The organism is Vibrio injensis (genome assembly GCF_001895205.1).
Classification (GTDB): domain Bacteria; phylum Pseudomonadota; class Gammaproteobacteria; order Enterobacterales; family Vibrionaceae; genus Vibrio; species Vibrio injensis.
Genome location: NZ_BDJF01000006.1, coordinates 39,617 through 59,791, shown reverse-complemented (window position 1 = coordinate 59,791; position 20,175 = coordinate 39,617). Strand labels below are relative to the sequence as shown.

Sequence of the window (20,175 nt, the reverse complement as noted above, 5' to 3'; positions counted from 1 at the left end):
CACTGGATAAGTAGTTAATGGTTATCAAGGCAAAAAGCCCAGCGGGTTTTGCAGAAAAATACATCATCGAAAGCATTTGGAATGGCCGCTTTGCTCCTGGGTCAATTTTACCCGCAGAACGTGAATTATCAGAACTTATCGGCGTTACTCGAACCACTTTACGTGAAGTATTACAGCGTTTGGCTCGTGATGGATGGTTAACCATTCAACATGGCAAGCCGACCAAAGTGAATCAATTTATGGAAACCTCAGGTTTGCATATATTAGATACCTTGATGACATTGGATGCGGAAAATGCCACCAGTATCGTTGAGGATCTGTTAGCCGCTCGGACGAATATTAGTCCAATTTTTATGCGTTACGCATTTAAAAACAATCAAGAGAGCTCGGCAAGAACCATCAGTAATGTGATTGAGTGCACTGAAGCACTGCTGAATGCTGAGAGTTGGGATGCGTTTATTGCTTCTTCGCCTTATGCTGAAAAAATAAAACAGCACGTCAAAGAAGATAGTGAGAAAGATGAAGAAAAACGCCAAGATGCCTTGATCGCTAAAACGTTCAACTTCTATGATTACATGCTTTTTCAACGTTTAGCCTTCCATTCGGGTAATCAAATTTATGGCTTGATCTTTAATGGGGTTAAGAAGCTGTATGACCGTGTTGGTAGCTACTATTTCTCTAATCCTGAGGCTCGTCAACTGGCCCTTGCGTTTTATCGTGAGTTGCTGGATGTGTGTCAGACTGAAAACTTTGAGCAATTACCTCATGTGATCCGCCACTATGGTATTGCGAGTGCGCAGATTTGGAATCAAATGAAGATGACGTTGCCATCGAACTTTACCGAAGATGATCACTAGCTATTAGCTATCCTTTTCCTCGTTCAATCGTTCAATCGTTCAATCGTTCATGATGTGCTATTGAACGAGGAGTACTCATCTTTCTGAGCGTTGATGTACCTGACGGTTCATTATCTCACGCTTGCTGATCATCATCGATAATATGGTTACACCGCTTCTCCACCACCTGCGGCTTTAAACCAGCGAGTAAGATGAGTTTTCAGGTCTTTTAATTCATCTGGGCCGATAAGAGCCAAGCCTAAATCCTCTGCTCGAGTAATATCATTATGGCGTAACGGACGAAAACTCACCAACATTGCTCTCGCTTGTAAGCCGCCAAGTAAATCACGCAAAGATTCCAGTTTATAAAGGGTGTCATCACCATCATCGCGCATGCCTTTCGTTTTGCATTCAATGATGTGCAGTTTGTTGTTGACTACGGTGGCGACGTCCAGCTCATTACGAACCTCTCGCTCACCAAGCTGACGATAGACTTGTACATTAAGAGAGCAGTCTTGAATGGTCGGTAGGTCGTTTTGGATCTGTTTTACTGTACTGTGGACTAAGGTTTCTAACCACTCGCCATTGGCAAAGCGGCGCGCATCTTCGTTCGCAAAGGTCAATACTCCTTGTTGATAAGTGGCAATCCCGCTGTCAACCAAATCATCGATCAATAAGTTCAACTCTCGATAACCTTGTTGTTTTTCGGATAATTCAACCTCTAAGCGTTGCTCTTTTCGGCAAGTGGTTGCCAGATAATTGAGCGTAGCTAATCCAGGACCGAGTTCCAGTGCATGACTTGCCCAGCGCTGTCCTAGTGCATGGAGTTTTTGATCAAGCTGAGGGGACAAGTGATACTCACTAAACTCACCTCGGGCACCGAAAATAGTCAGATAATCAGCAATGGTAATATTGTCTTGCAGTTGCGTATCGCCAGCGTCATCTGGATAAAGCCAGCAAAGTCGATCGCTACTTGGTTCAACGACAAAAATAGGCCAGTGATGAGTGCGAAATACCTCGTATACCGCTAATAAGCGATGACGAAGTCCGCAACTGGCATTCAGTTTAACTTCCTCTTTGCGGCTTTTGAGCTTTTCAGCCAGTTGTCGAATCGCGGCTTTTATTTTGGCAATTTCAGCGCCAGCAGGGATTTCAAAAAATTCTGACGTGATCTTACGCCGATCTAGCACAGAACTTAAGCGAGAAAATAGGCTGCGCTGAGAGTCATCACCAATAAATACAATGTGACGACTGATAGTGCGATTGTCGAGTAGGGGAGTGACTAAACGCACTGGGTCTTGGTCAATAATGCCAACATGAACGGCCATAGATAATCCTCATGTTTGGCTTGCAAAGTGGAGAAGGGAAATAGGAAGTGTGCAAGCCTTTGTGTTGATATAACGGTGAGGCAGTGAAAAAACAACCAGAAGAGTGAATAAAAGTACCTGAGATGTGCAGTTTTGACACAGAGCTAACCCAAAGCTGGAGAACAATAGATGTGGCTGAGGGAGGAGTGAGCGCCCCATTCACAAGCTGTATCTATGGTCATGGGGCTTGGTATTGCTCCTGATTACTCAGGGCATAATGGTTGGATAAATTATAAGGTAAAACGGTGTACTAATTGCCCTTGTTGCTCGGCGAGACGAGTTAAATTTGCACTGGTTTGGGCGATTTCGTTCATCGCTTGATAGCTTGCATCGGCAATATGATTAATATCTTCGATACTACGTGCCATTGAGTTCGTGGTTTCACTTTGTTCAAGCGCTGCTTGAGAAATGTGGGTGCTCATTTGACTAATCTCGATGATCAGAGCTTGGATTTCTTCCATAGCACTATTAGCTGTTGAGGCTTTTTCGACCGATTGATCCATCTCTTGCATGCAACTCTCGATCACCTTACTGGCCGTATTTGAACTGGATTGTAAGTTGCTGATCATGGTTTCGATTTCAGATGTCGATTGTGTAGTACGCTGCGCCAGTACTCGTACTTCATCTGCAACCACCGCAAAGCCTCGTCCTTGTTCTCCTGCACGTGCCGCTTCGATAGCGGCATTTAATGCGAGCAGATTCGTTTGCTCGGCGATATTGCGAATCACATCTAAAATCGAACCGATTTTACTGCTCATTTTATGCAGTTCACTAACCGCACTGACTGAATCGGTCAAGCGAGATTCAAGTTGGTTGATGGTGGTGATATTGTCATTCATGATCTGTCGGCCAGACTCGGAGGCACTTTCTACTTGCTGGACCATGTGCAAAGAGTTTTGGGCATTATTCGCGACTTCTTGCACGGAATGCGCCATTTCGGTCATCGCTGTTGCAACATTCGCGGTTTGCTCACGTTGACTATTCAGCTGACTTTGTGCTCGTTGTGATGTGGATTGGTTAGTATTCGCAGTCAGAGTGAGCTCGTCAGACGCGGTGTTGAGTTTCATTAGAATATCATGCAGATTATCGGCTAAAGAGTTAATGTGCGAGCTAACTCGAGCAAATTCATTATTATGGCGAACTTTAATGCGTTTGGTCATGTCCCCTTGAGTTAAGCTTTCTAAGGTTGTGAGGATATATTTAAGTGGGCTTCTTACACTGTGAGCAATATGATAACCAATTCCTGCTGCCAGTAGCGTGACCAATAAACCGATCGCAATCGCTCGATAGACGCCAGAGTCATACACTTCTCCAGCGTCATACAAGGCGTAATTTAAATCTTGCGTTGCTGCTTGGTTAAAGGTGTCTAAAATGACCATTGCGTTATCGACATCCTTCGCTAGGTTGGCAATATTGTCATACAGAGCATAGCGGGCTTGTAGATATTCATTATGCTGGTCAAGCACGCCTCCTTTATGGCCCACGTCTAGGGTAAATTGCTGAATCGACTCGCTAAAATTTCGGTTAAGCTCTGGTAATTGAGCCGCTAAGCCTCTAAATGCATCATTTAATTGAGAGACTGCGCGTCGGTTTCTGGCGAGAGATTTATCGACAAACTCTCGATCTGAACTTGCCAGTGCGTCAGAGGTGATTAACTCTGCATCCCTTAAGCGCATAAAATAGCCATTCGCCATCATCTTTATTGATACGCTGGTTTGTTGGTCAACCAATTCTCTCATGCCAACACTGAGCGATGAATGCAGACGTTGAAACTCACGAGTTGATTGCTGCACTTTGGCTTGTGCATCAAACATCGCTTGATAATTAGTCATCGCTAAGTACGCTTCGTTAAAGTAGCGTTGTTCAAGTGTTCTTAATTCGTTGATTCGCTCTTCGAGTGCCGAATGTTGAGTACTCGCTGCGGCCAGCTTATCAATCAAAAGCTGAAATTCACTTTGTGCTTGGGTAAATTCCTGACGTCGTTCATTCATCAGTTCAACATTCTGAGTGGTCAAAAAATCTTTAAACGATTTGTCTGCAGAAAGGAGTTGGACACTGGTTTGATTAGATAAGGAAACCAGTGGTAAAACCGAACTTGTCACCGTTTCAAAGTTGTGATGGATTTGACGCATACTGTCCATCATGATGGTAACGGTAATGGCAAACATAATGATGATCAGCGTAAACCCAGCGTACATTCGCCGAATAACAGAACCTTGCATATTTCTCTCCATGAAGTACTTTTAGCAAAATGACTCAACAAAATTCATTCCATTTGAGGTTGCGCCACTCGCGAAATTCGTTGCTCCTTGGCACCATTGAACATGGTCAATTGGGCGATGTTTCTGGAGGTTGACTAGCGAGAATAAATGGTTTGAATGGCAGTCATAAAAAATTAACAAATTAGTCAGTATTGTATTGATAATGACAAACGCATTTCATGATCCGCACAACAAAACGTCGGTTGCGTAAGTAGTTGAAAGCTATTCTGTTAAGTGGACCGTGTTTTGTATTGAGCTTTATTGTCCCTTGTCGCATACTCAACGGAAACGATTTTATTCATCTCGATTAATGGAGTATGTCATGGCTGAAGAAACCCTATTTAGCAAAATCATCCGTAAAGAAATCCCTGCTGATATTCTTTATCAAGACGAACTGGTTACCGCATTTCGCGATATTAACCCACGTGCACCAAGCCATATTTTAATTATCCCTAACCGTTTGATTGCGACTGTGAATGATGTGACCGATGAGGATGAACTCGCTTTGGGACGCCTTTTTACCGTGGCGAAAAAAATAGCCAAGCAAGAAGGTATCGCAGCCGACGGCTATCGTCTTATTGTCAACTGTAATGCCCACGGAGGCCAAGAGGTTTACCATATCCACATGCATTTGGTTGGTGGTCGACCTTTAGGCCCGTTGTTGATGAGTTGATGCTGACTTTGCGGGGGAGAAAGCACCGAGTGAACGTTTATCTGCTGCGCAGCGGCCTACTCTCGGTTTGTCTATTATTGAGTGCTTGTGCCAGTTTTACGGCTGGTAACTTATTTAGTCATTACAGTGCGCAAAACGCTCGGTTATACCAGACCGTAAAAGAGGGCGATTATGCTCAAGCTCGCACCACATTATCGGATTATGTGGCTGGTGATATTTTAGATAATCTTGAGAGAGGGAGAGTCTATTTACTTGCCGAGCAGTTTGAACAGAGTCGTTCGGCGTTTGCGTTATCTGATGCTGCTATTCAACGTCAGCAAGATCAGGCCGTGGTTTCATTGAGCGCGACAGCAACCAGTGCTGGTGCATTGGCGATTAATGATAATTTGCAAGAATATACGCCTGCGGATTATGAACTTGGTTTTCTACACCTTTATCTAGGGCTGAACTATCTGCATGCTAATCAACTAGAAAGTGCATTGGTTGAGATGCGTCGTGCGAATCAGGTGCAAGAGCAAGCTCGTAAAAACCGCCAAGCGCAATTAGAAAAAGCGCAAAAACAATTACGTTCGAGCGGTGTTACACCGAATATAGGCAGTATTTTAGCGCAATACCCTGATGCAGGAGAGACCTTACAAGCGGTGCAGAGTGGTTATCTGTTGTACGTGTCAGCCTTGTTGTACGAAGCTGCGGATGACCTAAACAGCGCTTATGTTGATTACCGACGAGCCTTAGCCGTAGTGCCATCTAATCGGGCCGTTATTGATGGTACGATGCGGGTCGCGAAGCGCTTAGGGATGAGTGAACATCTATCTCAACTGACGCAACGTTATGGTGAAAGAACCGCACTTCATGCTCAACAAGGTCAAGTGATCATTATTGAAGAGCAGGATGTTGTCGATGTGCGACAGAGTTGGCGACTCACTCTTCCTCTCTCGGATCGACGGGGTAATACGGTATTATACTCTTTGGCATTGCCTTATTATCCAACAGTCGCGCCGACGCGTTTTTCTCCACTACTATTAAATCAACAAGTGTTATCAAGTGATTTACTGACCGATGTTAATTTGATGGCGCGGCATGATCTCTCTGAACGCATGCCGAGTATGGTGATTCGTCAAGCATTGCGAGTGGTCGCCAAAGATCAAATTCGTAAAGAGAGTACACAAGGTGATGGCGTGAGTAGCCTTTTGTTGAATGTGTTTAATACCTTAACAGAGCAACCGGATACGCGAAGTTGGATAACTTTGCCGGGGCGAGTTTATGCAACGCATCATAAAGTACAATCAGGTGAGCAAACTCTGACTTTCGATGGTCTAAGCTATACCTTTAATGTACCAGATGGAGGAACCACCCTGGTGTGGGTCTCGCGACAGGGGAATAAAGCCACCATCTGGCACCGACAACTAGGAAGGTTATGATGAAAACAATCATAGTAAGTGTATTGGCGCTCTTTTTTTTGACCGCTTGTGCCAGTAATACCGCCGGTATGCGAGTTGATGGTATGAGTCAGCGCGTATTATTTGCCGATAATGTTCTAGCGGGAAGAGTACAAATAGAAGACATTAAAACGATTCAAGCTCATGGTCATACTCGAGGCGTGGTACAGGTACTGAGCCGTTATCGCGGGGATCAACATCTTCAATACCGTTTTTATTGGTATGACGATAATGGGCTTGAAGTGAACCCACAGCCAGGGACTTGGCAAGCACTGATGCTACGTGGCGGTGAACAACGCACCATGTCGGAAGTGTCGGTGAATCCGCAAGGAACGCAGTTTCGATTGCAAATCCGTGAGTTAAATAATTAATTGATCAGATGAATTGAGGAAACAACATGAGAAAGAGTGTAATTGCACTGCTTGGTGTCGCGGTTTTATTAGGCGGATGTTCGAACCGAGTCAGTTACGGTGATGCACAAGCAGTAGAAACCGTGACTGTCGACTTTGGCTCTACCGATTTACAAAAAATTGCAGCGGAGATGGTTGATAGCATGATGATGTCGGGTTCGGTAGCCGCGATTACTCGTGATGCACGTCCAATCGTTTTTGTGGAACGGATTAAGAATAAAACCAGTGAGCATATTGATACTGAGTCGATCACTGACACCATTAGTACAAAAATGCTTAATTCAGGTAAATTCCGGTTTGTCGATATGGATCGTGTCGAAGCGGTGCGTAAGCAACTGAATTTCCAAAATACTGATGAGTTAGTCGATCAACGTTCGGCGATTCAATTTGGACAAATGGTCGGTGCGCAATACATGCTGTACGGTAACTTATCCAGTATTGTGAAGAGTGCCGGTAATGACAAAGATGTCTATTACAAAATGACTATGCGCTTAATGGACCTAAGAACGGGTTTGATTGAGTGGGCTGATGAAACCGAAATACGTAAGCAGCAGTCTAGAAGCTTATTTGGTTGGTAAGCACATAAAACGAGGTGAGTAATGGCGAAAATGTCATGGCGTGAAGCATGCCGACTTGATGCAACGTTAGCGTCATTAACTCACTTTTTTTCTTCCCCTCCTGAGTACGCACAAACCTTGGTCGGTGGTTTAACCAATCGGTGTTGGCGGATTGAACACTCTGCTGATGAGCACTATGTATGGCGTCCGGTGACCGCGATCACTAAAGCGTTTGCTATTTCTCGTTTTCAAGAGTATCAAATTCTTAAAGCGATCGAACATACCCAACTTGGACCTAAAGCCATTACGGTTAATGATCAAGGGCTATTGGTTGAATGGATAGCCGGCCAGGCATTGATGGAGGGGATGGCCTCAGACTCACTAATTCCATTACTCGCCAAGATCCATCAGACCTCGGTTACTCGTCTCCCTGTTGCCCCTTTTAATTACACGGCACGTGTTGATCACTATTGGTTGCAGTTACCCGATGAATTGAAGAGTGCGGAGTATGAAACTCTTTATCAGCAATGGCGAACGGCACCAAACTGTCCGTCAATACCTGTGAGTTTGTGTCATTTCGATTTTGCTGGTTACAATATTATCCAAACCCATATAGGCTATCGAGTAATCGATTGGGAATATGCAACTCTTGCTGATCCTCGTTTGGATCTTGCTTTGATGATTGAAGCGAGTGAGCTGCCACTATTGGAATCTGTATTTCGTTATTGCCACTATCGTCAGATCGATCAGGTTGACGAATGGATCGCTGGCGTAAAAATGTGGCAACCTCGCTGTCAACTGATGGCGATGCTGTGGTATTTGTTAGCTTTTCAACTTTGGGGCGATGACTCTTATTTACAGCAAGCGGTTAAATTACAACAAGCGTTAGCGGTTTTTTCTCAGCAAGCTTGAATCGAAGTCATGAATAATGTCGTAGATAACGTTTTAATCCCTAGTTTTCGTGGTAGATTAAACATTCAAAGCAGTGGGGGATGTATATGATTATTTATTTACATGGATTTGATTCAACCAGTCCGGGCAATCACGAGAAAATTTTACAGCTGCAATTTATTGATGACGATGTTCGTTTTATCAGTTATAGCACACAACATCCTAAGCATGATATGCAGCATTTATTGAAAGAAGTGCATCGTGCGATTGAACGTTCAGATGATCCTCATCCACTGATTTGCGGTGTTGGGTTAGGCGGATACTGGGCTGAGCGAATAGGTTTTCTGTGTGGTATTAAGCAAGTAATGTTTAACCCCAACTTGCACCCAGAACGCAATATGCAAGGTAAAATTGATAGGCCAGAAGAGTATGAAGATATAGCCACGAAATGTGTTGAGCAATATCGCATGAAAAATAAAGACCGTTGTCTAGTCTTCTTATCACGCCAGGATGCAGTTTTAGATAACCAGCAAACGGAGCAGCAGTTAAAAGCCTATTATTCGATTGTATGGGATGAAGAGCAACCACACAAATTCAAGAAGATCTCTCAACATTTGCAAGCTATTAAAATGTTCAAAAACACTTAATTGTTCACGGTCATGATTGAGCAGCCAGTAGTCGGGCTGCTTTTTTTATGCGTTCGATTTTAACAAAGATCTTACTTAAATATTAAGTGCGTTTGTTAGAGTAACGGTTATTTTGATTATAAATGGATAGAGATGATGAAATACGCGATCCCATTTTCGTTGAGTACACTTTGGATCGGATTGTTGACTTCTAGTTTTGCGATGGCAGATGCTACCGAGGCAAAAAGTCCTTGGAGTGGCGATGCTAAGCTTGGGTTTATTTATTCTAAAAATAGTGCATCAACAGTTTCGGTAAATTCAGGTGCACTGGTTAAATATCAACAGGAGCAATGGCGGCAGCAGTTAGCATTAGCAACGTTTTATTCCTATAAATCTAATAGCAACGATGATGGTACAAATAAATATCGTCTTATTTACGATATTAAACACGATGTCAGCCAGCATCTATTCGTGTTTGGTAATAGCAAGTATGAGCATGATCAGTACGCGACCTATCGTCATCAAGCCTTAGCGGTTGGAGGACTTGGGGCGACATTACTGGATACAGAAACCACTAAAGTGGACCTAGGTTTAGGTCCCGGTTTTCGTCATTCGGTCCGCCAGCCTTCTTCGGCAGTGCAGGGTTCACGTAGTGATAATGAATGGGTTGCAAATGCATTTGTACAAGCACAAAGTACGATTAGCCAAAATTTAGCGGTTGGTGCGTCAGCTCGAGTTGATTATGGTGATAGCAATACAACGACGAGTATAAAAGGTTCGTTATCCAATAAATTGGCTGAACGCCTAGCCTTGGTTTTTGATACCGAGTACATCAATAACAGCACGGTTGCTAAAGGAAAGAGCCGTGATGAAATTTATAGTACGCTTAGTTTAAGCTATGCCTTTTAGTTTGTTGTCGAGATTGATTTACTAGTGGTTAGTTGAGTAATAAAAAAGGCGTCCTTATTAAGGACGCCTTTTTAATCATAATGATTGACTAGAAGGACTGAGGTTTAGTCATGCCTGCGCCCGCTTGTGTACGTGCTGCTTGACTGCCAGCACCTTGAGGCTGATAACGTTGGTCACGGGCTGGAGCTGCTACAACATTGATCTCTTTTAAGTCCGCTGAACCCGGAGCTTTAGCCATTGGAGCAAATGCATAACCTTGTTTACGAGCATGATTGGTTAACGCAGGAGCGTTAATGACAATCGGTGCTTCTTCAGGTAATAAATCATCGGTTTCAACGATCACAGGTTCAACATCCGTATCGCTGATCACCAATGGCTCTTGCAGCTCTTCAACAGTTTCATCTTGTGTCTCCGATTGTAGAGCATTATTTTCAATGGTTTCTACCGCAGTCTCTATAGACTCGTTAGCGACGATAGGCTGTACTTCTGTATTAGGCGTTACTTCACTCGCCATAGGCTCAACAACATTGTGCTGGCTATCAACGGCTGCGACTGCCGTATCTTGTGATGCAACTTCTGTTTCAGTGCGACGAATGATCACTTTACCCATGGCCATTTCTGGGAAGGCAAATCCACCGAGTACGACATTTGATGTCGCTGGCGAAATATCAGTATTAGCCTCAACAGATGGTTGATGAGTCGTGACCTCAGTTGGCGTTGCGATCACTGGCTGCTGTTGTCCATGTGGTTTAGCAAGATCATAACGAGGCATGACTTTACCCATTGCCATCTCAGGCGATGCCACTCCTCCTTTACGTAGTCGGAAAGGATTTGGGCGGCGATCGCGACCACGGCGACGACGTTGTCCACTGGCACGCAAGTGGCGAGGTGAACGGCGATTACGTCGTTGTTTTTGTTCGTCTTGATCTTGAGCATCGGTAGGGTTGTTTTGCTCTTGATTAACGAGGTTGTCGACCGTTGCTAATGGGGTTGAGTCAACTTTGGTTATCGCTTGCTCAGCTTCCACTAGTGGTAATACCGCTTCCTCAATAACAGTATTTGACGTTTGTTGATCTTTAACTCGGATCGATTTTTCCAATTTACGGCGCTGACGACGTTCTTTGACAACGGCAGGTTTGACCTCTTGAGCTTCTACTGAGGCGGCTTTCTCGGCACGAGATGGAATCACCTCTTTTTGTGCTTCTTCAGCTAACTGACGGCCTTGCTCTTGAAGTTTGAGCGATTGGCTATTGTCACGTTGTGGTTTATTACGACGAGGTTGTTCAGTACGCTCTTGGACAGGTTTGCGATCCTGTTGCTTACGTGTGGTAGGCGTTGTTGTTTCTTTCTCTACCTTTTCAACCACTTCATCCGTTTTACGTTTATTGTGTTTATCACGTGGGTTACGGCGACGTTCATTACGCTCGCGACGGGGCTGTGATGGTTTTGTTTCCACTTTGGCTGGCGTAACGGGCTCTTTAGCTTCTTCAGGTGTTGAGCTAAATAGCGCGGCTAACGCTTTAAAGAAGCGACCGACAAGGGTCGGTTGTTTTTCTACAGGCGTCGTTGGCGGTGTTTCTACTTGAGCTTTAGGTGCTGGTGCATTTTGAGCTGGGGAAGCAAAGCCTTTCAGAACTGGTTCTTCAATACGTTTAGGTTTGATTTCAGCGTCAGTGAGCTCTTTCCCTTCGGCTTCTCTCATGGCTTCAAGCTTATTCGGGATTAAATAAGAGAGAATTTCTTGTTCTTCACCTTCACGAACACGCAATACTTCAAAATGTGGCGTTTCCATATCCGAGTTAGGGACAATGGTGATTCTTACTTCTTGATTACGCTCAATGTGGTTAATTGAACGGCGCTTTTCATTCAGCAAATAAGATGCGATAGAAACGGGTACCACGGCAAGAACTTGCACGGTATTGTCTTTTAGCGCTTCTTCTTCGATAAGACGCAGTACCGATAATGCCAATGATTCGTTATCACGAATCACGCCTGTGCCTGAGCAACGTGGGCAAATATGATGGCTTGCTTCTGCCAGAGAAGGACTTAAACGTTGGCGAGACATCTCTAACAGACCAAAACGAGAGATACGCCCAATTTGTACGCGCGCGCGATCTAAACGCACCGCTTCACGTAAACGGTTTTCAACTTCACGTTGATGGCGAACTGGGGTCATATCGATAAAGTCGATCACCACCAGACCACCTAAGTCACGAAGACGTAATTGACGGGCAATTTCATCTGCAGCTTCTAAGTTGGTATTTAACGCTGTCTCTTCAATATCACTGCCTTTGGTTGCACGAGCAGAGTTGATATCGATTGACGTTAAGGCTTCAGTTGGGTCGATTACAATAGAACCACCAGAAGGCAAACGGACTTCGCGTTGGAAAGCGGACTCAATTTGGCTCTCTATTTGGAAGTGACTAAATAGAGGCACATCGCCATCGTATTTCTTTACGCGGCTGGCAAAATCTGGACGAATGAGACGAATATGTTCAAGCGCTCGTTCATAAATAGTATTACTGTCAATGAGAATTTCACCAATATCACGACGTAAGTAATCACGAATTGCACGGACAATGACGTTACTTTCTTGGTGAATTAAAAATGGAGCAGGGTTCGATTCCGAAGCCTGTTTAATCGCACTCCAATGATTAAGAAGTACATTTAAATCCCATTCTAGTTCTTCAGCACTTTTACCGACTCCAGCCGTACGGACGATAAGTCCCATGCCTTGTGGTAACACTAAAGTACTTAATGCGGTTTTGAGATCCGTACGCTCATCGCCTTCGATTCGGCGAGAAATTCCACCAGCACGAGGGTTGTTTGGCATAAGGACTAAATAGCTTCCGGCCAATGATATGAAGGTGGTTAAGGCTGCGCCTTTGCTACCACGCTCTTCTTTCTCGACCTGTACAATTACTTCTTGGCCTTCACGAAGCACTTCTTTAATGCTTGGGCGGCCTTGGTAGGTATAACCTTCAGGAAAATAATCGCGGGAAATTTCTTTAAGAGGGAGGAAACCGTGTCTTTCTGCACCGTAGTCAACGAAAGCAGCTTCGAGACTTGGTTCAATACGAGTGATACGGCCTTTGTAGATATTGGCTTTTTTGGATTCGTGCCCAGGACTTTCAATATCTAAATCAAACAGTCGCTGGCCATCAACCAAAGCGACACGCAACTCTTCTTTTTGAGTTGCGTTAATTAACATTCTTTTCATTTAAAATCTCGTTATCTTTTCTTTGTTTTGATTATTATTCTTGTTGTTGTATTTCGTTTTCACGGTGCCAGATCCCATGGCTTATTGATTGCAGCCTCCCGGCTGGAGGGGATGCTCTGAGGGCACTTCAGTCACCACAAGCATACGATTGCTTGTGAACCGCACAGTGGCGGTAGATACTCAACATGAAAAGGCGAGGAGTAGAACAACAAGAAAACCGCTATCAATCGTGTCTTACGCCATATGCTGCACATCAATAGTCAGAGAACTACTCACATTTTTGCGCGGGATAAAAGGTTAAACAACATGCCAAACCTTTCATACTTTGCAGCTGTGAACTATAGCAGTGACTGCGAAACTCAGCAATCGGCATTGTAAGAAACTCCTTATTTTTTTAACGGTCTGTACAAAAAGATCACAGTTCACTAGGTCAGCGTTACGAAAAACGTCAATAACTTTGTGATTCTTTGATTGTCTGTCATAGGTGTTTCAAGGTGTAACGAAGATTTGCTGTTATTTTCACCAGCTTGAGGCGGCATTCATTGTAAACGTGGTTTTTCTGTGAAGAAAAAGATGATTTTCCGTCAATTAAGGTTAAAATGGCGGGTATGAGCGAAATTAAAACCCAAGTCCAGTTCGTCGATATCGACGAAGATATGGCTGGCCAACGCATTGATAACTTTCTGCGTAACCAATTAAAAAGTATTCCTAAGAGCGTGGTTTATCGAATCTTGCGCAAGGGAGAGGTGCGAGTTAATAAAAAGCGCGTTAAAGCTGAATATAAACTGGCAGCAGGAGATAGTATCCGCATTCCTCCCGTAACTATGGAGGTGGATGAATCAGAGCAGGCCGCACCGAGTGTGAAGCTGAATCGCGTTGCTGAATTAGAAGCGTGTATCGTTTACGAAGACGACCATCTTTTGGTTCTTAACAAACCTTCTGGGACGGCAGTGCATGGCGGTAGCGGTTTAAAGTTTGGTGCGATCGAAGCGTTACGAGCTTTGCGTCCACAAGCGCGTTTTTTAGAGCTGGTACATCGTATCGACCGAGACACATCTGGCATCTTATTAGTTGCTAAGAAGCGTTCGGCTTTGCGTCATTTACAGGCACAGTTTCGTGAGAAAACGGTACAAAAATACTATTTTGCGTTAGTGATGGGACACTGGCCGAGCGAGGTTAAAGTCGTTAATGCACCATTACTTAAAAATGAAGTTAATAGTATTGTTCGGGTTAATCCTAATGGTAAACCATCAGAAACTCGTTTTAGAGTGCTCGAACAATTTGCGCAAGCGACTCTAGTTCAAGCCAGTCCGATTACGGGGCGAACACATCAAATACGTGTGCATACTCAATACGCAGGTCACCCCATTGCTTGGGATGACCGATATGGTGACCGCCGATTTGACGCGTATGTGAGTCAATTTGCTATAAATCGCCTATTTTTGCATGCCGCCAATATCCAATTTATCCATCCAGCAACAGGGGATAAAATGGACATCAGTGCTCCACTAGAGACTTCGTTAGAGCGGGCATTAGGACAAATGCGTCAAGCTTGATGATTGCTATGGATGAATCTTTTTAGTTTTTACTGATGAGATTCATTCGTTCGTTAAATGACGTTAACCTGTTCTTTCTCTAAGAGTTGAATCAGCTTAATCAGTGGCAAGCCGATTAATGAATTGGGGTCATCACCTTCCAAACGTTCAAAGAGAGCAATGCCAAGTCCTTCGCTTTTAAAACTACCAGCACAGTAAAAAGGCTGTTCTTTATCAACGTATCGAGCCACCATCTCTGGTGTAAGCGAACGAAAGTGTACTTTAAAAGTATCGATTGTGACTTGAGTCTGTTTGGTTTGAGTATTGTGTAATGCGAGACCGGTATAAAAAGTGATGGTTTGACCACTTTGTTGCAATAGCTGATGAATTGCCGTTTCTCGGTTGTAGGGTTTACCAATGATCTGACCATTGATGACGCATACTTGATCAGAGCCAATCACTAAGCTTGGTGCTAATAAGTGGCAAGAGCGTGCTTTGTTCGTTGCTAAGCGCATCACCAGTTGTTCAGGTGTTTCATCCGTTAAAGGTGTTTCATCACAATCAGGCGTTGCCGTAATAAAAGGGATCGCAAGTTTTTCTAGCAATTGTTGCCGATAAAGTGAGGTTGAAGCCAAAACTAGTTGGTAATTTTGCATTTTGATTTACAATTATCTCCAGTGTATGAATAGCATACCGGAAACTGGCCGATCGTCTCAAGCAAAGTGAGCGATAGGATACACATTACGAACGGTTAATCTTCTGTTTAGCATAACACCGTAACGTGCTTCTTAAGCCAATAGCGAAATAAGGCATAGCAACTTTTTTGCCTTTTTCTTTGACTAAAACAATTTTGGAAGATAATATTCGCGCCCTATGCAAAAGGTAAAAATACCGCGGACGATTGACCCTGCGAAAGCTGCTCAAAAACGATTGGATTATGATGGTATCATCCAAGCCAGTCTTTTAAAACGCTTAGAAGAGTCAGTCGATGGCGTAAAACGCGACGCTCAAGTCTCATTGTCATTTGGGATGGATGAACAGCAACTGGTTGTTATCTCTGGTAAAGCTAACATCGAAGTTGATTTAGAGTGTCAACGCTGTAATGAAACCTTCGCACATGAGTGTGAAGTTCAGTTCACTTACACTCCTTATTATAGTGAAAAAAGTGAACAAGATGCACCGGATGAGTACGATTTGGTAGATCCTAACGAATACGGTGAAGTTGATTTAATACAGTTAGTTGAAGACGAGTTCATTCTTGGTTTACCCCAAGTAGCGATGCATGATGAAGCGGATTGTAGCGTTCAATCAAACAATTTGGTATTTGGTGAACTTCCAGAAGAAGCCTTGTTGGAAGACAAGCCGAATCCATTCGATGTTTTAAAAAGTTTAAAGAAGTAAATCTTTAAACATTAACATAGGAGTAGGGTCCATGGCCGTACAACAAAACCGTAAAACACGTTCTAAGCGTGGCATGCGTCGTTCACATGATGCGCTAACTTCAGCTGCATTATCTGTAGATGCAACTTCAGGTGAAACTCACCTACGTCACAATGTGACCGCTGAAGGCTACTACCGTGGCAAAAAGGTTATCAACAAGTAAGGTTGACCTTTGCAAAATTTAACCGTTGCACTTGATGCAATGGGCGGGGATTTCGGTCCTCGCGTAACAGTGCCTGCCGCCGTGCAGGCACTGTCGCATTTCCCAGAGCTAAAAGTGATTTTAGTGGGTGATCATACCGCTATCACTCAACAATTATCTTTGCTAGGTTACCAAACCAATTCTCGTCTGAGTATTGTGCATAGTGACCGAGTCATTGCTAACTCAGAAAAACCTTCATTAGCGTTACGCCATAGCCACGATAGCTCGATGGGTTTAGCTATCGACCTGGTTGCTCAGCAGCAGGCCGATGCTTGTGTCAGTGCTGGTAATACCGGCGCGTTGATGGCACTGTCCCGTTTTCGTTTAAAGCTTCTCCCGGGGATAGAACGCCCAGCATTAGTGACGGCCTTACCCACGGTATCAGGGGGAAAGACGTGGTTATTAGATCTTGGTGCAAATGTCTCTAGTGATGCAGACTCACTGTTTCAATTTGCGGTTATGGGGGCTGCGTTAGCAGAGCAACATTTACAACGTTCACCTCGTGTGGCAATTTTAAATATCGGTGCAGAAGAGATAAAAGGCAATGATCTCGTTAAAGGTTGTGCACAGTTGCTCAAGCAAACTCAAGCCGTGAATTTTATTGGCTATATTGAAGGGAATCAGTTATTGATTGATGCCGCCGACGTTGTGGTGTGTGATGGATTTGTCGGTAATGTTTGTTTAAAAACCTGTGAAGGGACAGCACAACTCTTTATTGATAAGTTAAAAAATCTTTTTTTAGCCTCATCCATAAAGGGTTGGATTGCTCGAAAAGTGTTTTCTGAGCTGTTTTATGAATTAAAAACCTTGAACCCCGACCAGTATAACGGCGCAAGTTTGTTAGGATTACGCGGCATAGTCATTAAAAGTCATGGAAGTGCCGATGTATCCGCAGTCGTCAATGCGATAGGTGAAGCGGTTCATGAAGTGAAACGACAAGTCCCCAGCCGCATAAGCGATCGTTTGGAAGCGGTTTTACTCGAGAGGCATTATTAGTCTTCATGTATAGCAAAATTTTAGGTACTGGCAGCTACTTGCCATCTCAGGTGCGTACTAACGCAGATTTAGAGAAAATGGTAGACACCAATGATGAATGGATTGTGACCCGGACGGGGATTCGTGAACGTCGAATTGCCGCTGATAACGAAACCGTCGCCGATATGGCATTTTATGCTGCTGAAAAAGCCATCGAAATGGCACAAATTGATAAAAATGAAATTGATCTGATCATCGTTGCTACGACAAGTGGCAGTCATACTTTTCCCTCTTCTGCATGTCAGGTTCAAGCGAAATTGGGAATTAAAGGTTGTCCGGCCTTTGACTTAGCAGCAGCATGCTCTGGTTTTGTGTATGCATTGTCCGTTGCTGATCAGCACATTAAATCTGGTATGTGTAAAAAAGTATTGGTAATTGGTGCGGATGCACTCTCGAAAACGTGTGATCCAACGGATCGTTCGACCATTATTTTATTTGGTGATGCAGCTGGAGCCGTGGTGATTGGTGCAAGTCAGGAACCGGGCATTTTATCTACCCATATTTATGCAGATGGCGAGTTTGGTGAATTACTCAGCCTTGAAGTGCCTGAGCGTGGTGGTAATGCTGATAAGTGGTTGCACATGGCAGGTAACGAAGTATTTAAAGTTGCCGTTACTCAATTGTCTAAATTAGTTAAAGATACCTTAGCAGCGAATAATTTGCATAAATCACAATTAGATTGGTTAGTGCCGCATCAAGCCAATTATCGGATTATTTCTGCTACTGCAAAGAAACTTTCCATGTCATTAGATCAAGTTGTCATGACCTTAGATAGACACGGTAATACTTCAGCTGCAACGGTACCAACCGCATTAGATGAAGCCGTGCGCGATGGGCGCATTCAACGTGGACAGCTATTGTTGTTAGAAGCGTTTGGTGGTGGCTTCACTTGGGGCTCTGCTTTGGTTAAGTTCTGATTATTCTTGAATCACTCATTTGACGTTGAGGAGTCATTCGACTCTTTGTCCATTTTATTTTAAGGAAAAAACATGAGCAAATTTGCTATTGTATTCCCTGGTCAAGGTTCGCAAGCTGTCGGTATGCTTGCGGAGCTTGGTGAGCAGCACGAGGTTGTCAAACAGACGTTTAGCCAAGCTTCAGAAGTCTTGGGTTACGATCTATGGGCATTGACACAACAAGGCCCAGCAGAAGAGCTTAACCAAACGCATCGTACGCAACCCGCTATTCTGGCTGCATCAGTCGCTATTTGGCGCGTTTGGCAGTCACTGAACTTACCTCAACCAGAAGTTTTAGCGGGACACAGTTTAGGTGAGTATTCTGCGTTAGTATGCTCCGGTGTGATTGATTTTCAGCAAGCGATCAGTTTAGTTGAATTACGTGGTCGGCTAATGCAAGAAGCCGTACCTGCAGGTACCGGTGCGATGTATGCGATCATTGGTCTTGATGATGAGGCGATTGCCACAGCATGCCAACAAGCTGCTCAAGGGCAAATTGTGTCTCCGGTTAACTTTAACTCTCCGGGACAAGTCGTGATTGCGGGACAAAAAGAAGCTGTTGAGCGCGCTGGTGTATTATGCAAAGAAGCGGGTGCTAAGCGAGCATTACCACTACCAGTTTCAGTACCATCGCATTGTGCATTAATGAAGCCTGCCGCAGAAAAATTAGCTATTGCTCTAGCGGGACTGCAGTTTAATACCCCATCAATTCCAGTGATTAATAACGTTGATGTGATGGCAGAAACGGACCCTGCAAAAATTAAAGATGCTCTTGTACGTCAGCTTTATAATCCGGTACGTTGGACGGAAGCGGTACAAAATATGAGTGAGCAAGGGGTTGAAAAACTTATTGAAGTTGGCCCAGGTAAGGTATTAACTGGATTAACTAAACGCATTGTAAAAACACTAGATGCGGTAGCAGTAAACGATAGCGCTTCACTCGAAGCTGTGCAATAAAGTAGGAATCAAACATGAATGAATTCATGAGCCTTGAAGGTAAAGTCGCTCTAGTCACGGGAGCCAGTCGTGGGATTGGCCGTTCAATCGCCGAAGTGCTTGTTGCGCGCGGTGCTACTGTCATCGGAACAGCAACCAGCGATAGTGGAGCAGAAGCCATCAGTACTTATCTGGGTGATAAAGGGAAAGGGTTTGCTCTGAATGTGACTGACCCAGCTTCGATCGATTTAGTACTCAAAGCGATCAATGAAGAGTTTGGCAGCATCGACATTTTAGTGAATAATGCGGGTATTACACGTGATAACCTATTGATGCGTATGAAAGACGAAGAATGGATGGATATCTTAGATACCAACCTGACATCAATTTTTCGCTTATCGAAAGCCGTATTACGTGGCATGATGAAAAAACGCCATGGTCGAATCATTAATGTTGGTTCGGTTGTTGGTACCATGGGTAATGCTGGGCAAACCAACTATGCTGCGGCAAAAGCGGGCGTAATTGGCTTTACCAAGTCGATGGCACGTGAAGTTGCATCCCGTGGTGTGACTGTGAACACAGTTGCACCAGGTTTTATCGCCACAGATATGACAAAAGCGCTGAATGATGAGCAACGTGCTGCTACACTAGCGCAAGTTCCAGCTGGTCGTCTTGGTGAACCTCATGAAATCGCTTCTGCGGTAGCTTTTTTGGCGTCCAATGAAGCCGCTTACATTACGGGTGAAACTCTCCACGTCAACGGCGGAATGTACATGGTTTAATGCCAAGTGTTTGGAGAAGTTAGGCAAAAGTCGTCAATAAGTGCCGACTTTTCTTAACAGTTGGTTTTTAGGTGCGCAACATTTGTGCATGATTTATGTC

Annotated in this window: 19 protein-coding genes; 15 read left to right on the top strand and 4 right to left on the bottom strand. The window is 44.1% G+C overall.

From position 1 onward, the window contains the following. Nucleotides 1-17: 17 nt before the first annotated feature. A complete protein-coding gene (gene fadR, locus BSR11_RS00430) occupies nt 18-857 on the top strand; it encodes a fatty acid metabolism transcriptional regulator FadR (RefSeq protein ID WP_072668555.1) in 840 nt (279 codons plus the stop codon). Between the two features lie 146 nt (nt 858-1,003). Here the strand turns inward: fadR and BSR11_RS00425 are convergent, their stop codons facing one another. Further along, nucleotides 1,004-2,164 (bottom strand): DUF1887 family protein, encoded by a 1,161-nt coding sequence (locus BSR11_RS00425; RefSeq protein ID WP_072668554.1) that lies wholly within the window; start codon nt 2,162-2,164, stop codon nt 1,004-1,006. Between the two features lie 269 nt (nt 2,165-2,433). Beyond that, nucleotides 2,434-4,425: a methyl-accepting chemotaxis protein gene (locus BSR11_RS00420; protein WP_072668553.1), complete on the bottom strand. Its 1,992-nt coding sequence runs from the start codon at nt 4,423-4,425 to the stop codon at nt 2,434-2,436. Nucleotides 4,426-4,786: 361 nt separating this feature from the next. Between BSR11_RS00420 and hinT the strand changes: the two genes are divergently transcribed. The 7 genes from hinT (at nt 4,787) to BSR11_RS00385 (ending at nt 9,969) form a co-directional block, all read left to right on the top strand. Next, nucleotides 4,787-5,137: a purine nucleoside phosphoramidase gene (hinT, locus tag BSR11_RS00415; protein ID WP_004395614.1), complete on the top strand. Its 351-nt coding sequence runs from the start codon at nt 4,787-4,789 to the stop codon at nt 5,135-5,137. Then, nucleotides 5,137-6,558 (top strand): COG3014 family protein, encoded by a 1,422-nt coding sequence (locus tag BSR11_RS00410; RefSeq protein ID WP_240004024.1) that lies wholly within the window; start codon nt 5,137-5,139, stop codon nt 6,556-6,558. Before hinT ends, BSR11_RS00410 begins: the two co-directional genes overlap by 1 nt. Beyond that, nucleotides 6,558-6,947, top strand: coding sequence for a YcfL family putative periplasmic lipoprotein (locus BSR11_RS00405; protein ID WP_072668551.1), 390 nt, complete (start codon nt 6,558-6,560; stop codon nt 6,945-6,947). The genes BSR11_RS00410 and BSR11_RS00405 overlap by 1 nt, the downstream gene beginning before the upstream one ends. Before the next feature lie 26 nt (nt 6,948-6,973). Continuing rightward, complete coding sequence (gene lpoB, locus BSR11_RS00400; protein ID WP_072668550.1) at nt 6,974-7,564, top strand: penicillin-binding protein activator LpoB; 591 nt, start codon at nt 6,974-6,976, stop codon at nt 7,562-7,564. A gap of 21 nt (nt 7,565-7,585) precedes the next feature. Further along, nucleotides 7,586-8,455 carry a phosphotransferase gene (locus tag BSR11_RS00395; protein ID WP_072668549.1) on the top strand — a complete coding sequence of 290 codons (870 nt, stop codon included), beginning with the start codon at nt 7,586-7,588 and terminating at the stop codon, nt 8,453-8,455. Nucleotides 8,456-8,541: 86 nt separating this feature from the next. Further along, nucleotides 8,542-9,081, top strand: coding sequence for an alpha/beta hydrolase YcfP (gene ycfP / locus BSR11_RS00390; protein ID WP_072668947.1), 540 nt, complete (start codon nt 8,542-8,544; stop codon nt 9,079-9,081). A 132-nt stretch (nt 9,082-9,213) separates the two neighbouring features. After that, nucleotides 9,214-9,969: a DUF481 domain-containing protein gene (locus BSR11_RS00385; RefSeq protein ID WP_139299772.1), complete on the top strand. Its 756-nt coding sequence runs from the start codon at nt 9,214-9,216 to the stop codon at nt 9,967-9,969. Between the two features lie 88 nt (nt 9,970-10,057). Here BSR11_RS00385 and rne read toward each other — a convergent pair whose 3' ends face one another. After that, nucleotides 10,058-13,189: a ribonuclease E gene (rne, locus tag BSR11_RS00380; protein ID WP_208604763.1), complete on the bottom strand. Its 3,132-nt coding sequence runs from the start codon at nt 13,187-13,189 to the stop codon at nt 10,058-10,060. A gap of 608 nt (nt 13,190-13,797) precedes the next feature. Here rne and rluC point away from each other — a divergent pair. Next, nucleotides 13,798-14,745: a 23S rRNA pseudouridine(955/2504/2580) synthase RluC gene (gene rluC / locus BSR11_RS00375; RefSeq protein WP_072668945.1), complete on the top strand. Its 948-nt coding sequence runs from the start codon at nt 13,798-13,800 to the stop codon at nt 14,743-14,745. Between the two features lie 53 nt (nt 14,746-14,798). On the opposite strand, the gene BSR11_RS00370 is transcribed toward rluC, so the two are convergent. After that, entirely contained in the window at nt 14,799-15,380 is a 582-nt protein-coding gene (locus BSR11_RS00370; protein WP_072668547.1) for a Maf family protein, read from the bottom strand. Between the two features lie 217 nt (nt 15,381-15,597). On the opposite strand from BSR11_RS00370, the gene yceD reads away from it, so the two are divergent. From yceD to fabG, 6 genes are all read left to right on the top strand, one after another. Further along, nucleotides 15,598-16,125 (top strand): 23S rRNA accumulation protein YceD, encoded by a 528-nt coding sequence (yceD, locus tag BSR11_RS00365; RefSeq protein WP_072668546.1) that lies wholly within the window; start codon nt 15,598-15,600, stop codon nt 16,123-16,125. 31 nt (nt 16,126-16,156) lie between these two features. Next, on the top strand, nt 16,157-16,327 hold the full coding sequence (gene rpmF, locus BSR11_RS00360) for a 50S ribosomal protein L32 (protein ID WP_072668545.1): 171 nt from the start codon (nt 16,157-16,159) through the stop codon (nt 16,325-16,327). A gap of 9 nt (nt 16,328-16,336) precedes the next feature. After that, nucleotides 16,337-17,362: a phosphate acyltransferase PlsX gene (plsX, locus tag BSR11_RS00355; protein ID WP_072668544.1), complete on the top strand. Its 1,026-nt coding sequence runs from the start codon at nt 16,337-16,339 to the stop codon at nt 17,360-17,362. Between the two features lie 5 nt (nt 17,363-17,367). Further along, a complete protein-coding gene (locus BSR11_RS00350) occupies nt 17,368-18,318 on the top strand; it encodes a beta-ketoacyl-ACP synthase III (protein ID WP_072668543.1) in 951 nt (316 codons plus the stop codon). Nucleotides 18,319-18,390: 72 nt separating this feature from the next. Beyond that, nucleotides 18,391-19,314 (top strand): ACP S-malonyltransferase, encoded by a 924-nt coding sequence (gene fabD, locus BSR11_RS00345; RefSeq protein WP_072668542.1) that lies wholly within the window; start codon nt 18,391-18,393, stop codon nt 19,312-19,314. 26 nt (nt 19,315-19,340) lie between these two features. Continuing rightward, the gene (gene fabG, locus BSR11_RS00340; protein ID WP_072668944.1) at nt 19,341-20,075 is read left to right on the top strand and encodes a 3-oxoacyl-ACP reductase FabG; all 735 of its coding nucleotides are present in this window, start codon (nt 19,341-19,343) and stop codon (nt 20,073-20,075) included. Nucleotides 20,076-20,175: the final 100 nt, after the last annotated feature.